The sequence below is a fragment of the bacterium genome (genome assembly GCA_035308905.1).
Classification (GTDB): domain Bacteria; phylum Sysuimicrobiota; class Sysuimicrobiia; order Sysuimicrobiales; family Segetimicrobiaceae; genus DASSJF01.
In genome coordinates this window covers 1-14,262 of sequence record DATGFS010000021.1, presented here as the reverse complement: position 1 = coordinate 14,262, position 14,262 = coordinate 1, and the positions used below count along the sequence as shown (strand labels likewise).

The window sequence follows — 14,262 nt, the reverse complement described above, 5'->3', positions numbered from 1 at the left end:
CAGGCCGTTCGAGCGGCTTCGGCTGACGCTACCAGCCGAGCGCGTAGCAGCGCTCGCCGCGCGAGCTCGCGCCGCCTTCCATGAGGCCCCGCGCCGGATCGTAGAGGATGGCCGTCGTATAATTGAGGCTCCAGTCGGGAGCCACGGTTACCTTGTGGCCGCGCTCCCGCAGGCCGTCTACGACCGCGGCCGGCAGCCGGCCCTCCACGAGCATCTCCCCCGGCCGCGCCTTGCGCGGGTAGAACGACCCCGGGAAGTGCACGCTGTGGAAGGACGGCGCGTCGATCGCGTCCTGGACGTCCATGCCGAACACCGTCATATTGAGGAAGACCTGCAGCGTCCACTGGTCCTGTTGATCCCCGCCGGGCGTGCCGAACACCATGCGCGGCCGCCCGTCTTTCATCACGAGCGTCGGCGACAGCGTCGTCCGCGGACGCTTCCGCGGCACGAGCGCGCCGGGGTGGCGCGGATCGTGCAGCCAGAACATCTGGCACCGCGTGCCGAGGCTGAACCCGAGCCCGGGAATGGCGGGGGAGCTGCGGAACCAGCCGCCGCTCGGCGTCGCCGAGAACATGTTCCCTTCCGCGTCGACCGCGCGGGTGCCGGTGGTCCCGCCCTCCCACCCGCGCGCCTCGACGGCGGCGGTCTCCGCCGGCGCCGCGGCGCCTTCGAAGGGATACGGGTCGCCCGGCCGGAGCTCGAGCGACGCGCGCCGGGGGTCGATGAGCCCGCGGCGGGACGCCGCGTACTCGGCCGACAAGAGGCCGCGCATCGGCACCCGCACGAACTCGGGATCCCCGTAGTAGCGCTCGCGGTCCGCGAAGGCCAGCTTGGCGGCCTCCGTGACCGTGTGGACGTAATCGACCGTGTTGTGGCCCAGCCCGGCGAGATCGAAGCCGTCGAGCAGCATGATCTGCTGTAAGAACACCGGACCCTGCGACCACGGCCCGCACTTGTAGACATCGTGCCCGCGGAACCGCACGTGCGGCGGCTCCTCGATCTGTGTCTCGAACGAGGCGAAGTCCTCCTCGCTGAGCAGCCCGGCCGACACGGTGCCCGTGGCGTCACGCACCTTCGTGTCCCGCTGGTACGCGACGATCTCTCGCGCGATCGCCCCGCGGTAGAAGCAGTCCCGGGCCGCGCGCAGCGCCTCGTGCCGGCCCCGCGACCGGGCGCCGCGCTCCGCCTCGATCAGCCGCTCGAAGGTCCGGGCGAGATCCGGATTCTTCCAGGTGTCGCCGAGCTCGGGAATCCGGCCGCCAGGCAGGAAGAGCGCCGCCGAGCCCGGCCACTCGCGCAGCCGCGCCTCGTGCTGCACGAGCGCCCGCCGCATCCCCTCGTACATCGGAAACCCGTTCGCCGCGAGTTCGATCGCCGGACCGAACACCTGCTCCAACGTGAGGCGTCCGTAGCGGTCGAGCACGGTGATGAGCGCGTCCGGCACGGCGCAGACGCCCGCCGGCAGAAAGCCGTCGCCCGGGATCAGCGTCAGGCCGCGCGCGCGAAACCACTCGATCGTCGCCGCGGCCGGCGCCCGCGTGTTCCCGTTCACCGCCGCGACCTGCCCGTCCCCGGCGGCGTGAATCAGGATCGGCACCTCGCCGCCGAAGCCGTAGCTCTGGTACTCCAGCACCGATTGCGCGAACACCATCGCCGCGCCGGCGTCGAACGCGTTGCCCCCGAGCGAGTACATGCGCAGCCCGGCCACGCACGCGAGGTAGTGGCCGCACGCCACCATGAACGACCGCCCGCGGATCACCGGGCGGGTCGAGGCCCAATTAAACGCCCAGTCGCTGTACGCGGGGTCGGTGCCCGCCGCCCCGTCCGGACGAGGGGGAACGGCGGCCGGGTCGCGCGGGCTCACGGCGCGCTACTTCCGGATGGCCGCGAACGCGTCGTCGCACGCCGCGAGCGTGCGGTCCACGTCGGCGTCCGTGTGCGCGAGCGAGAGGTAGAACTTCTCGTTCGGGTTGACGAGAATGCCGCGCTTGATCATCTCGATCGACCACCGCAGATGGAGGTCCTTGTCGGAGGTCAGCAGGTCGGCCCAGGTCCGTAGCGGCCGGCGGTCCGTAAAGCGCACGCCGAACACCGCGTCCTCGCCGGGCGTCTGCGCCGAGAAGCCGTGGCGCCGGCCGATCGCCTCGATCTCGCGGCGGAGCCGTCCGCCGATGCGGTGAAAGTGCTCGTAGGCTCCGGGCCGGCCGAGCACGTCGAGGGCGACGAGGCCCGCGGTCGAGCTCACCGGATTGCCGTTGAGGGTGCCGCTCGCCCACACCAGGCGCGACCGCTCGGTCCTCCGCGCGTCGAAGTGCGCCATGATGTCGCTGCGGCCGGCGATGGCGGCCATCGGAAAGCCGCCGGACATCGCCTTGCCGTACGTCGCGAGGTCGGGCACGACGCCGTACTTCTCCTGCGCGCCCCCCCACGCGATCCGGAACCCCGTCACGATCTCGTCGAAGATGAGCACGATGCCGTGCCGCCGCGTCACCTCGCGCAGCGTCTCGAGGAACCCCGGCACCGGCAGGAGCACCCGCTGCAGCGGCTCCACGATCACGGCCCCGAGCTCGGCCGCGTGGCGCTCGATAATCTCGACGGCACGTTCGGCCTCGTTGAACGGCGCGACGAGGATCTGACCGCGCAGCGCCTCGGGGATCCCGAGCGAATCCGGCTCCGCGTTCGGGTACGCGCTCGGATGCGACGGGGTCGTCCCCCACAGCGCGTAGTCGTTCATGCCGTGCCAGCCGCCCTCGAACTTCAGGATCTTCGGCCGGCCGGCCGCGGCGCGCGCGACGCGCAGCGCGAAGAAGGTGGCCTCGGTCCCCGAGCCCACGAAGTGTACCTGGTCGGCGCACGGGATCGCGTCAACCAGCCGCTCGGCGAGCCGGATCACCGGCTCGTTCAGGAAGTAGTAGGTCGAGCCCTTGGCGACCTGGCGCTGCACCGCGTCGACGATCTCCGGGTGGGCGTGGCCGAGCAGCGCGGGGCCGGAGCCGAGATGGTAGTCGATGAAATCCCGGCCGCCGATGTCCGTGATGTGGCTGCCGCGGCCCTCGGCGATGACGAGGTTGACCTCCGGCGGCAGCACGAATAGGCCGAGCCCGCCGCCCGCGAGATAGCGGCCGGCGCGGTCGAGCAGATCCGCCTGCCGGCTTGCGCTGGATGTTCCTGTCGTCGGTGTCATGAGTGCCTCCGCACTGGTCTGTACAGGCGCAACCCGCCGCTCAACGCCGCTTCTGGAGTTCGCCGAGGCCTTTGCGAAGGTCGTCCGCGTTCATGCAGGGGATCATCTCCACCGTCGCGTTGAGTTCCTGGTAAAACGGCCCGCCGATGGCCGGCATCTGCGATGAATCCTTCATGTCGAAGAAGAAGTACGCGGTGCGCACGCCGTGGTCGGTGGTAAAATACGCGGCCTCCGGCTTGAGTTGCTCCATCATCTTCGGCATGATTTCTTGCATCCTGTTCTCCTGAATGGCACGGTTCCCAGCGTGTACGTCTATGGTTACGCGAAGCATCGTTCTCATGCCAAGCCTCCTTTCAAAACTCTGGGGTGATCGCCCGTGACGCGGTCATGACGAGGTCACGAAGAACGCCGAAGCCGCCATGATGGCATACGCCGCCAGCAACTGCGCTCCTTCCAGCCAGTTGCTGCGGCCGTCGTGCGAGATGAACGTGACGATCAACACGGCCAATCCGACCGCCGCGACTTCGAACGTCGTGAAGATGAAGTCCATCGGATGGTCCGCCGCGAGCGAGATGAACACGAGGGCCGGGGCGACGAACAGCGCGACCTGCGTCGAGGAGCCGATCGCGATCTCGAGCGTGACGTCGAGTTGGTCGCGCAGGGCAAAGCGCACCGCCGCGCTGTGCTCGACGGCGTTTCCGAATAGCGGCACCAGGACAAGTCCTGTGAAGAACTTCGAGAATCCCAGCACGCCGATCGCCGGCTCGAGCGTGGTCACGAGGAGTTGCGACTCGACGGCCACCACGACCGAGGCCGCGGCCAGTACGCCGATCGCCCACGCCCGCGAACACTCCGGACGCTCCCCGGACGCCGGCGTCTGGAACAAGTGCTCGTGCGTCCGGTGTGTGAAGACGAGGGCGGCGCCGTAGAGCACGATCAGCACCGCGGCCACCGCGACGCTGACGGCCTCGCCCTGGTACGCGGTCGGCCGGCCCGCGGTGAGGAAGAACAGCGCCGGCATGAGCAGCCCTATCACGGCCAGGGTCAGCGAGGTCGCGTGCACCCCCGCGGCCGCGGCGCTGTACCGCTGCATGCGGTGGCGCATGCCGCCGGCCAGAAGCGCCAGCCCCAGCACGAGCAGCAGGTTGCCGAGAATCGATCCGGTGAGCGCCGTCTTGACGACCGCGGTCTCGCCGTGCACCACCAGCACGATCGCCAGGATGAACTCCGTGACGTTGGCGAACGTCGCGTTGAGCAGACCGCCCACCCGCGGCCCGGCGTGCAATCCGATCTGCTGGGTGGCGCTCCCGATCAGCTCGGAGAGCGGCAGCAGCGCCCCCCCGGCCAGCAGAAACGTCGCGAGCGGCCAGCGGCCCGGCGCCGCGGCGGCGATCGACAGCGGCACGAGGATCAGCAGCCACCGGAGACTGAGTTGCCGGAACGGAGCGGGGATGCGGCGGTGCACGGTGGGCACGTTTCGCGGTCTGACCGCGATCGCCTGCCCTACGCGGAGCGGGCCCGGCAGGAGCACGGCGGCCGGACCCGCGAAGAGTCCCCGACGACGTTTCCACCCGGAGGCTCCCCACATGCCCGACGGCACGGTCGCGACGACCGTCCGCAGCGCGTCGATCGGACAGCCCGGCCGCGCGCTCAACAGCGCGAGAACCCACCACTTCGTGCTCGACTCGTCCACGAAACCCGAGGCGCTCAGCAACACCGAGTCGTTTCTCGCCGGGATTTCATCCTGCGGCGTCACGTTGATCGAAAATTATGCCGCGACCAACAACATCCCGCTCGCCGGCCTGAGCGCCACGATCACCGGCGTTCAGGACCGCGCGGACCCCACGAAATTCAGCCGGATCGAGGTGCGCTTCGAGCTCCGCGGGGCCGGTCGCGCCGACGCGGACCGGCTGGTGGACGTCTGGAGGGCCCGCTGACCACTCTACCGCACGGTCGCGGTCGCGACCGAAGTGATCGTCAACGTCACGGTGCAGGAGTCCCGATGAAACACGAGACGAGGCTGGTCCATGCGGGCCGCGACCCCGAGCAGCACGCGGGCACGGTGAACCCGCCGATCCACCGCGCCTCGACGATTCTCTACCCGACGGTGGAGGCGTTCGAGCGGCGCACCGAGCGCAAGTACGGCGATACGTCGTCCTACGGCATCTACGGCACGCCTATTACATTCGCGCTGCGCGAAGCCCTCGCCGAGTTGTCGGGCGGCGCCCGGTCGCTCGTGACCTCGTCCGGGCTGTCCGCGATCACACAGGCGCTGGCGGCGTTCCTCCGCCGGGGGGATCACATCCTGGTGCCGGACAGCACGTACGGGCCCACGCGCAACTTCTGCACGGGGGTGCTCGCACGGTTCGGCGTCGACACCACCTTCTACGATCCCGCGATCGGGGCGGAAATCGCCGGGTTGATCCGGCCGAACACGAAGATCGTCTATACCGAGTCGCCGGGCTCGCACACGTTCGAAATCCAGGATGTCCCCGCGATTGCCGCCGCCGCCCACGCGAGCGGCGCGACGGTGTTCTTCGACAACACCTGGGGCACGCCGCTCCATTTCCGCGCATTCGATCACGGCGTGGACGTCGAGATCCAGGCGGCCACGAAGTACCTCGCCGGGCACTCCGACCTCATGATGGGCGTGATCACCGCCCGGACGGAGGCGCTCTTCCGCCGCCTCAAGGACGGCATCGACGAGTTCGGGGACTGCGTCGCGCCCGACCTGTGCTACGAGACGCTGCGGGGCATGCGGACGCTCCACGTGCGCATGAAGCGGCACGAGGAATCGGCGCTCACGGTGGCGCGCTGGCTGGCCGGCCTGCCCGAGGTGGCGCGCGTGCTACACCCCGCGCTGCCGGATCACCCCGGTCACGCGCTGTGGCGGCGTGACTTCATCGGCTCCTCGAGCCTCTTCGCGGTCCTGCTGCGCACGGAATCGAAGGACGCCGTCGCCGCGATGCTCGAGGGCCTTGCGCTGTTCAAGATCGGGGCGAGCTTCGGCGGGTTCGAGAGTCTGATCGTGCCCGCGCAGTTGGCGAACAACCGCACGGTCCGGCCGTGGTCCGAGCGGGGCACGCTCGTGCGGCTGCACGTGGGGTTGGAAGCCACCGACGATCTGATCGCGGATCTGGAAGCCGGACTGCGGCGGCTCGCCGCCGCGCCGGCCGACTGGCGGCCGGCAAAGACCGGCTGAGGGGGCTGCCGTGGGAATCTTCGTCGCCTGGTTCCTGCTCTGGCTGGTCGGCAGCGCGTTCGGCCCGGTCCAGTATCAGCCGACGGACGCGCCTCCGCCCCCCGCCCACGAGTCCAGCGAATCGGGCGGAAACTAGGGCACCGGCCAGGCGGCGACGGCGCGGATCTCGGAGACACGGGGATCGCCGCCGAGCACGCGGGCGGCCCGCCGCGACGCGAGGGCGAGCCCCTCGTTCGGCGTGGCGGCGCCTTGAACCAGCATAAGCAGCGTGGCGGTCCGCTCGGGTCCGGGTTCGGGCCGGATCGCCGTCACGCCGGCGGCGGGCACCACGTTGCCGTCTTCGAGGGCGGCGGCCCACTCCGATGCGACGTCCGCGGGGTCCGCGACGCCCGAGGTCCACACCACGCGAAGCTTCGCCTGCATCGACCGTTGAGGCACTCCGATCCCTCCCGTCGTTTCCGTACGATCATCGTTTGGTACGATTCGTACGATCATTATCGACAGGAACGACCCATAGGGAAACATAATGTTAACTATATGCCCCATAGGCATGATCTATCGCTTCTCGACCTGCCGCAGGTCGAGACCTTCGTGGCCGTCACCTCGCACGGCAGCTTCGCGAAAGCGGCTGCGGTGTTGTTCCTCACCCAGCCGTCCGTGAGCACGCGGATCCAGGGGCTGGAGCGGACGCTGGGGCAGCGGCTCTTCGAGCGCCACGGCCGCGGCGTGCGGCTGACCCGCGCCGGCGGGGTCTTCCTCCCCTTCGCGGAGCGGCTGCTGCACACGGTCGCGGAAGGCCGGGCCGCGCTGGAGGCGACGCATGCCGCGGAGGGCGGCCTCCTCACCGTCGCCGCGGCGCTGTCCGTCAGTACGTACATGCTGCCCGACATCATCAAAGGCTTCCGAGCGGAGCACCCGGCGGCGCGCGTCTCGATCCGGGCCGGCCACTCCCGCGACGTGTTGCGCATGGTGCTCGAGCAGGAAGCGGAGATCGGCTTAGCCCGCGGGCTGGCGCATCCGGCCGTCCACACCGTGCGGCTCGGCCGGGACGAGATCATGCTGACGGTGCCGCCGTCCCATCGCTTCGTCCGCCGGCGGCAGGTGTCGCTGTCCGAGGTCGTCCGCGAGCCGCTGATCCTCTTCGACAAGGGCAGCAGCGACTGGATCCTGATCACGGGGTTCTTTCGCCGCAGCGGTCTCCTGCCGAACGTCGTACTTGAGCTCGAGGGGATCGAAGCGGCCAAGAAGATGGTCGAAAAGGGCATCGGCATCGCGCTCCTGCCCCACCTCGCGATCCGGCGCGAGCTGCGCCAGAGGACGCTCGCCGCGGTGCCGATCGGCGACGCGCGCCCGCTCGCGCGGTACGTCGACCTGGTCTACCGCCGGCAGGGCGCCCTCAGCGACGTCGCCCGTACGTTTCGCCACCACGTACAGGCCGCGTACCGCGGCTAACGCGGGCCGCCCGCCGGCCGGCGGCGCGCTTCCAACCGGTTGGCGTGACGGTGCACGAGCCGCCACGCGCCGTCCTCCAGCCGAAAAATGTGCGTCACGCGGTTCGACCACTCCACCGGACCGTCGGCGCCGGCTTCAATTTCATGGTTGCCGGCCGCCTGTCGGCCGGCGAGGCGCACGCGAAAGGTCTCGACGTCGGTCGTGTAGGCCATCTCCGCGGTCGCCACGGTCGTGAGGTTCTGATAGGCGACGGTGCCGCCGCCGAACTGCGCCGCCGCCCAGTTCCACCGTTCCCGCACGGCTTCCCAGCCGCGCTCGTATCCACCCCAGCCGTAGAACGCCGTCACGTCGTCGGAACGAGAGTAGAGCGCCTGGATCGCGCGCGGATCACCGTCCGCCGCGCGGCCGATCGCCGCGTGCAGCTGTTCGATCGCCGCCCGCAGCGGCTCCGGTATGCGTCTATCGTCCACGGTCATCACAGCCCCCGTCGCGTCGCGTTTCTTCTACCAATAAAATAAAACACTTAATAGAACACTCCGCTCAAAGGTCCACGGTACCTCGTGCCGTAGTAGATCGCATGACTGTCGAGCGCGCGGCCATCGTCACCGCAGCCGGGCGCGGCATCGGCGCCGCCGTCGCCGCCGAACTCGCGGGTCGCGGTTACCGGCTCGCCGTGCTCTCGCCGTCCGGCGCCCCCGCCGCGGTGCGCACGCACGGCGCCCTTGGGGTGGCCGGCTCGGTCACGCATCCGGCCGATCTCGCCCGGGTGGTCGACGCGGCGCTCCAGCGCTTTGGACGGGTCGACGCGGTCGTCAATTCGACGGGACATCCCCCGCGCGGCCGGCTGCTCGAGCTCACCGACGCCGACTGGCTCGCCGGCGTGGACCTCCTGCTGCTCAACGTCGTCCGAATGGTACGGCTCGTCACGCCGGTGTTTCTGCGCCAGGGCGGCGGCAGCGTCGTGAACGTCTCGACCTTCTCCGCCTTCGAGCCGAGCACGGCGTTTCCCGTCTCGTCGGCGCTGCGCGCGGCGCTCGCCGGCTTCACGAAGATGTACGCCGACGAGTACGCACGGCATTCGCATGAACAACGTCCTGCCGGGTTTCGTCGAGAGCTACCCGGTAGACGCCGAGACCGTCCGCCGGATCCCGATGGGCCGCCCGGGCGCGCTCGCCGAGATCGCGCGCACGGTGGCGTTTCTGTTGAGCGACGACGCCGGCTACATCACCGGCCAGAACCTGCGCGTGGACGGCGGCCTTACGCGGTCGGTCTGAACACCCCGAGCGGCAGCAGCGCGCTCACGATGTACTGCCCGGCGTCGACGATCTCCGAAATCTTCAAGTCGACGCAGAGGCTGGCAAGGACGTAGGCGTCCTCCCGGGAGAGCCCGTACGCGCTCGAGAGGTGGGCGATCACGGCGCGGACGGCGTCCTGGGCCGCGCGGTAGAGATCGGAGCCCACGCCGGTCGTGCCGTACCACCCGCCGGCATTGAGGCGCGGAACGAGCGGCCCCGGCACGGCGAACTGCGGCGCCGGAAGGCGGCGTCCCTTTTGCACCGTGAGGCGCAGCGTCCCGTACATCGGCGCTTCGATGCCGGTGATGCAAACTTCTCCGTCGCCCTGCGCCGCGTGCGCGTCCCCGCAGCTGAACAGCCCGCCGTCCACCTGTACCGGCAGGTACAGGGTGGCGCCCGCGGTCAGCTGGCGGACGTCCATGTTGCCGCCGAACGTCCCGGGCGGCATCACAGGCTGCTCCCGCGCGCCGGCCGGGCAGACGCCCATCGTGCCGAAGAACGGCTCGATCGGAATCGCGATGTCCTCACGCATGAGGGCAACGTCACCGCGGGTGAGATCGAAGATGCGAAGGTACGGCTCTTGGAAATCCTCCGCCAGGAGCCCGCGGCCGGGGAAGAACGCCGTCCATCCCCACCCTTCGGTGCGGAGGTCCAGAATTTCGACGGCGAGGGTATCACCCGGGGCGGCGCCCTTCACGTACACCGGTCCCGCGAGCGGATACGAGCGCTTGGAATCCCGCCGTCCGAGGTCGGCCGCCGCGGACGCCGGCGTGATCTGGTTGTCGCTGACGTCCCGGGTGCGCACGACGATCGTATCGCCGCTCTCCACGGTGCACGTGGGAGCGTGGCGGACGTCCCAGGAGTGGTGGACCCGATCGGGAGGAACGGCGTGGACGGTCACGGCAGCGGGCTTCAAGAGCGCGGGTGCGAACCCTTCAGCGTCCGCCGCGCCGTCGAGGGCGTCCGGCCGGGCGGAGCCGCGGCCGAAGGAAGTCCCGCGCGGCGGGCGAATGCAGGTTCGATTTTGATGCGCACGGCACCGATGGAACGGAATCGACGCGTGACGGCGCGGCTCGCGGAAGCCGTGATCCTCGCCGGCATATACTTTCTCACCGCCAAAGCCGGTCTCCGCCTCGCCTTTCTCCACCCGAGCGCGACACCGGTGTGGCCGCCGACCGGCATCGCCATCGCGGTGCTGCTGCTGCGGGGCCCGCGCGCGTGGCCGGGCATCTTTCTCGGGGCGTTCGCGGCCAACCTGACGACCGCGGGCACCGTCTGGACCTCACTCGGCATCGCCGCGGGGAACACGCTCGAAGCCGTCGCCGCGGCCTGGCTGGTGAACCGGTACGCCGGCGGCCGCCGCGCCTTCGATCGTCTCGAGGACATCGTCCGCTTCGCCCTCACCGCCGCCCTGCTCAGCACCGCCCTCAGCGCGACGATCGGCGTGACGTCGCTGGCCCTGGCCGGATTCGCGCCCTGGCGGATGTACATGCCCGTCTGGCTGACGTGGTGGTTGGGCGATGCCGCGGGGGCCCTCGTGGTCACCCCGCTGGTACTGTTGTGGGCCGCCGCCCCGCGCCTCGGCTGGACGGCCCGCGGCGCGGCGGAGCGGTTGATCTTCCTCGCGGGCCTGCTCGGCGTCAGCGCCGCGGTGTTCGGCAGCCGCTATCCATTTGGTTTCGCGATCGTGCCGTTCCTGATCTGGGCGGCGTTCCGCTTCGGCGCCCGGGACGCGACGACCGTCGTTGCGCTCGTGGCCGCGGTCGCCGTCGCCGGCACGCTCCACGAGCTGGGGCCCTTCGCCGTCGCCGCCGCGCAGCCCAACGTCTCGCTGCTGTACTTGTCGCTGTTCATGGCGATGATGGCGATCATCGTCTTGACGGTCGCCCGGATCGTCGAAGACCGGGCCGCCGCCGCGAACGAACTGCGCCGGCGGATGCGCGCGGAGGAAGACGCCCGCCGGACTGCGGAGCGGGCCGTCGAACAGGCCACGCGCCTCGCCGCGGTCACGGCCGCGCTCTCGGAAGCGGTGACCCCGCGCGACGTCGCGGCGGTGATCGTCGCGCAGACCGTCGAGGCGCTGGGCGCGCGCGCCGCGGCGGTCTCGCTGCTCGCCGAGGACGGCAAGATGCTCGAGTTGATCCACGCCGAAGGGTATCCCGCGGAGCTCACCGGGCGGTGGCGGCGGTTTTCCCCCGCTCAGTTCGGCGGCATCGCGGAGTGCCTGCGCACCGGACACGTCGTCTCACTCGAGACCGAGGCGGATTTGGACAAACTCTATCCGCAGCGTGAGGAGCTGCCGGCGGCCATCCGGGACGGCGCGCGCGCCGCGGTGCCGCTTATCACCCACGGCAGCGCGATCGGCGTCCTGTACGTAAACTTCGGCGTGCTGCGCCGGTTCGGACCCGACGAGGCCGCGTTCATGCGGACGCTCGGACACCAATGCGCGCAGGCGGTGGAGCGGGCGCGCCTGTACGAGCGCGAGCATCATGCCGCCGAGACGTTCCAGCGAGCGCTGCTTCCGGTCGCCATCCCGCAGGTGCCGGGCTTCACGATTCACACCGTCTACCAGCCGGGCGCGCGCGAGTCGAACGTCGGCGGCGACTGGTACGACGTTTTCCGGCTGCCGACGGGCAAGATCGTCGTCTCGGTGGGGGACGTCGCCGGGCGCGGGCTCGCGGCCGCGGTCGTCATGGGTGAACTCCGCCAGACGATCAGGACGGCCGCGCTGCAGCACGAGCAGCCGGCCGCGGTGCTCGAACAGGCGAGCCAGGCCCTCGCGCTGGCGCACGGCGGCGCCGCGATGGCGACGGCGATCGTCACGGTCCTGGATCCCGTCTCATCCACGCTCTCCTACGCGACGGCCGGCCATCCCGCGCCCATCCTGGCCGTGCCGGGCGCCGACCCCGTCGCGCTGCCGACGGCCGGCGTGCCGCTCGGCTGCGTCTCCGGGCCGCAGGCGCCGTCATGGACCCTCACCCTGCCCGCGGGCGCGCTCCTCGTGCTGTATACGGACGGGCTCATCGAGCAGCAGCGCGACCTGGCCGCCGGGCAGGATGCCCTCATGAACGCGGCGCGGCGCGAACTCGCGGCGCCGTCGGGAGACCCCGCGCGCGCCATCCTCCGGGACGTGCTCGGCGACCAGGGCGCCTCGGACGACGTCGCGATCGTCGCGCTGGGGATCGACCCGGAGCCCCTCGACCGGTTCGACCTCACCCTTCCCGCGGAACCGGCGAGCGCGGCGGTCATCCGGCAGACCGTGCGCCGGCTGGCGCGCGTGGCGGCGCTCGACGAGAAGCGCGCGGCGGCGTTGACCGTCGCAGTCGGCGAAGCGGTCAACAACGCGATCGAGCACGCGTACCGCGCGCCGGGAGGCGCGGTTCGGGTGCGGGGCGTCCGCGACGACGGCGCCGTGCGCGTGAGCATCATCGATACCGGCGCCTGGCGGCCGGCGCACGCGCCGGACGGCGGCGGCCATGGGCTCCGGCTGATCGAGGAGCTGGCCGACTCCGTGGAGGTCCGGCAGGCTCCGGACGGGACGACCGTGACCGTCGTCATGCGCCTGTCGCGTCCGGACGGAGCGGTGCGGCCGGCAGGAGGTCCCGCGCCGGCGGCCGGGCACGTGAAGCCGCCTGTCGCCGCGCACATTGACGGCGGCGCCCGCGCAAACCGGATTGTCACGACACAATCTCCGGCCCGGCCGCCATTTGGTCCGGCCGGCGCGCGTCTGTCCCGCCAGGATGGAACGGTGGTCGTCGAGGCTTTCGGCGATCTCGATGCCACCTGCGTCGAGGCCGTCCGCGGGACGCTGGCCGAAGCCGCGCGCGCCGACTCCCCGGTGGTGATCGTCTCGTTCGAGGACGCCGGCTACATCGACAGCCTGACGATTCGCGAGCTGTTCGCGTTCGGCCAGGACCTCTCGACGCGCCGGCGGTCGCTCGCGCTGGTCGTGCCGGCCGGCTCGCCGCTCGAGCGCATCCTCGCGATCGCCGGCCTGACCCGGCAGTTCCAGGCGTTCGCCACGGTGGCGGACGCGCGCGCCGCCCTGAGCGAGGCGCGCAGCTAGGGCCGCCTACGTCCCCCGCAGCGTAGGATCGAGCACGTCGCGCAGCCAGTCCCCCGTACGGCTCACGACGATCGAGGTCAGCATCAGCACCAGCCCCGGCCAGACCGCGATCCACCAGGCGCTGTCCAGATATTCGAGTCCCTCCTGGACCATCACGCCCCAGGACGGCGTCGGCGGCTGAACGCCGAGGCCGAGGAACGACAGCGTCGCCTCGAGCACGATCGCCCTCGCCAGTTCCAGGGTGGCGATGACCATGAGCGTCGAGGCGACGTTTGGCAGGATGTGGCGCAGCAGGATCCGCGGCGCGGACCCTCCGAGCGCTGTGATCGCGTCCACAAACTCTCGGCGGCGGACCGCGCGCACCTGAGCGCGGAGCACGCGGGCGTAGGTGACCCATCCCGACAGGCCGACCACGATGATCAGATTCCGGAACGACGGCCCGAGCACGGCGATGATGCCGATCGCCAGCAGGATGAACGGGAACGCCAGCTGCGCGTCGGCCACCGTCATGACGACCTCGTCGAACCAGCCTCCGTGGTAGCCGGCCAGCAGACCCAGCGCGCCGCCGACCGCACCGCCGATCGCGACCGCCGCGAAACCCACCGCGAGGGACACGCGCGCGCCGAAGATGACCCGGGAGAGCACGTCGCGCCCGAGGTGGTCGGTGCCGAGGAGATGCGCCCGGCCGTCCACCGCCCGGAGCGTGGGCGCCGTCAGGCGCGCGCGGAGGGAGCCGCGCTCGGGGTTGTGCGGCGCGACGAGCGGCGCCGCCGCCGCCACCACGATCAACCCGCCGATGAACGCCGCCGCCAACCGCACGCCCCAGGGGATCCGCGGCCGGCGCCGCGGACGCGCGCCGCTCCACGCGGGACCGCCGCGCCCGGCGGCGGCCGGTTCTTCGCGGGGCGGCACGGCGGATACCGCGGCGGTGCGGCTCACCCGGACGCCTCGCGGATGCGCGGGTCGAGAACGCCGTACAGCATGTCCAGCGCGAAGTTGATCGCGACGAATAGCACCGCCGCGATGAACACCGCGGACTGCACCACGGGATAGTCCCGGTTGT

General features: G+C 70.9%; 14 protein-coding genes and 1 pseudogene. 6 read left to right on the top strand and 9 right to left on the bottom strand.

Going from position 1 to position 14,262, the window contains the following annotated elements; genetic code table 11:
- Positions 1–28 precede the first annotated feature (28 nt).
- Genes VKT83_05240 through cax form a run of 4 tightly spaced genes read right to left on the bottom strand, consistent with a single transcriptional unit; the run spans position 29 to position 4,658 of the window.
- Positions 29–1,864: a gamma-glutamyltransferase family protein gene (locus VKT83_05240; GenBank protein ID HLY21855.1), complete on the bottom strand. Its 1,836-nt coding sequence runs from the start codon at positions 1,862–1,864 to the stop codon at positions 29–31.
- A 6-nt stretch (positions 1,865–1,870) separates the two neighbouring features.
- Positions 1,871–3,184 carry an aminotransferase class III-fold pyridoxal phosphate-dependent enzyme gene (locus VKT83_05235; GenBank protein ID HLY21854.1) on the bottom strand — a complete coding sequence of 438 codons (1,314 nt, stop codon included), beginning with the start codon at positions 3,182–3,184 and terminating at the stop codon, positions 1,871–1,873.
- A gap of 40 nt (positions 3,185–3,224) precedes the next feature.
- Positions 3,225–3,524: a hypothetical protein gene (locus VKT83_05230; protein ID HLY21853.1), complete on the bottom strand. Its 300-nt coding sequence runs from the start codon at positions 3,522–3,524 to the stop codon at positions 3,225–3,227.
- Between the two features lie 45 nt (positions 3,525–3,569).
- On the bottom strand, positions 3,570–4,658 hold the full coding sequence (gene cax / locus VKT83_05225) for a calcium/proton exchanger (protein ID HLY21852.1): 1,089 nt from the start codon (positions 4,656–4,658) through the stop codon (positions 3,570–3,572).
- A gap of 112 nt (positions 4,659–4,770) precedes the next feature.
- Here cax and VKT83_05220 point away from each other — a divergent pair, with 112 nt between their 5' ends.
- The 3 genes from VKT83_05220 (at position 4,771) to VKT83_05210 (ending at position 6,522) form a co-directional block, all read left to right on the top strand.
- Complete coding sequence (locus VKT83_05220) at positions 4,771–5,121, top strand: OsmC family protein (protein ID HLY21851.1); 351 nt, start codon at positions 4,771–4,773, stop codon at positions 5,119–5,121.
- Between the two features lie 65 nt (positions 5,122–5,186).
- On the top strand, positions 5,187–6,386 hold the full coding sequence (metC, locus tag VKT83_05215; GenBank protein ID HLY21850.1) for a cystathionine beta-lyase: 1,200 nt from the start codon (positions 5,187–5,189) through the stop codon (positions 6,384–6,386).
- Positions 6,387–6,396: 10 nt separating this feature from the next.
- Positions 6,397–6,522 (top strand): hypothetical protein, encoded by a 126-nt coding sequence (locus VKT83_05210; protein HLY21849.1) that lies wholly within the window; start codon positions 6,397–6,399, stop codon positions 6,520–6,522.
- Here the strand turns inward: VKT83_05210 and VKT83_05205 are convergent.
- Entirely contained in the window at positions 6,519–6,824 is a 306-nt protein-coding gene (locus VKT83_05205; GenBank protein HLY21848.1) for a hypothetical protein, read from the bottom strand. The two genes, VKT83_05210 and VKT83_05205, sit on opposite strands and share 4 nt — an antisense overlap.
- 99 nt (positions 6,825–6,923) lie before the next feature.
- Here VKT83_05205 and VKT83_05200 point away from each other — a divergent pair, with 99 nt between their 5' ends.
- Complete coding sequence (locus VKT83_05200; protein ID HLY21847.1) at positions 6,924–7,838, top strand: LysR family transcriptional regulator; 915 nt, start codon at positions 6,924–6,926, stop codon at positions 7,836–7,838.
- Here the strand turns inward: VKT83_05200 and VKT83_05195 are convergent.
- Positions 7,835–8,314: a nuclear transport factor 2 family protein gene (locus VKT83_05195; protein ID HLY21846.1), complete on the bottom strand. Its 480-nt coding sequence runs from the start codon at positions 8,312–8,314 to the stop codon at positions 7,835–7,837. The two genes, VKT83_05200 and VKT83_05195, sit on opposite strands and share 4 nt — an antisense overlap.
- A gap of 101 nt (positions 8,315–8,415) precedes the next feature.
- Between VKT83_05195 and VKT83_05190 the strand changes: the two are divergent.
- Positions 8,416–9,112 (top strand): annotated as a pseudogene (locus tag VKT83_05190) (SDR family oxidoreductase).
- Here VKT83_05190 and VKT83_05185 read toward each other — a convergent pair.
- Positions 9,096–10,034 (bottom strand): acetamidase/formamidase family protein, encoded by a 939-nt coding sequence (locus VKT83_05185; protein HLY21845.1) that lies wholly within the window; start codon positions 10,032–10,034, stop codon positions 9,096–9,098. The pseudogene VKT83_05190 and the gene VKT83_05185 overlap by 17 nt on opposite strands.
- Here VKT83_05185 and VKT83_05180 point away from each other — a divergent pair.
- Positions 10,023–13,199, top strand: coding sequence for an MASE1 domain-containing protein (locus VKT83_05180; GenBank protein HLY21844.1), 3,177 nt, complete (start codon positions 10,023–10,025; stop codon positions 13,197–13,199). The genes VKT83_05185 and VKT83_05180 overlap by 12 nt on opposite strands.
- Positions 13,200–13,205: 6 nt before the next feature.
- Here the strand turns inward: VKT83_05180 and VKT83_05175 are convergent, their stop codons facing one another.
- Positions 13,206–14,138, bottom strand: coding sequence for an ABC transporter permease (locus VKT83_05175; protein HLY21843.1), 933 nt, complete (start codon positions 14,136–14,138; stop codon positions 13,206–13,208).
- Positions 14,135–14,262 (bottom strand): ABC transporter permease (locus tag VKT83_05170; protein HLY21842.1); only part of this gene is annotated, 128 nt, incomplete at its 5' end. The genes VKT83_05170 and VKT83_05175, both read right to left, overlap by 4 nt.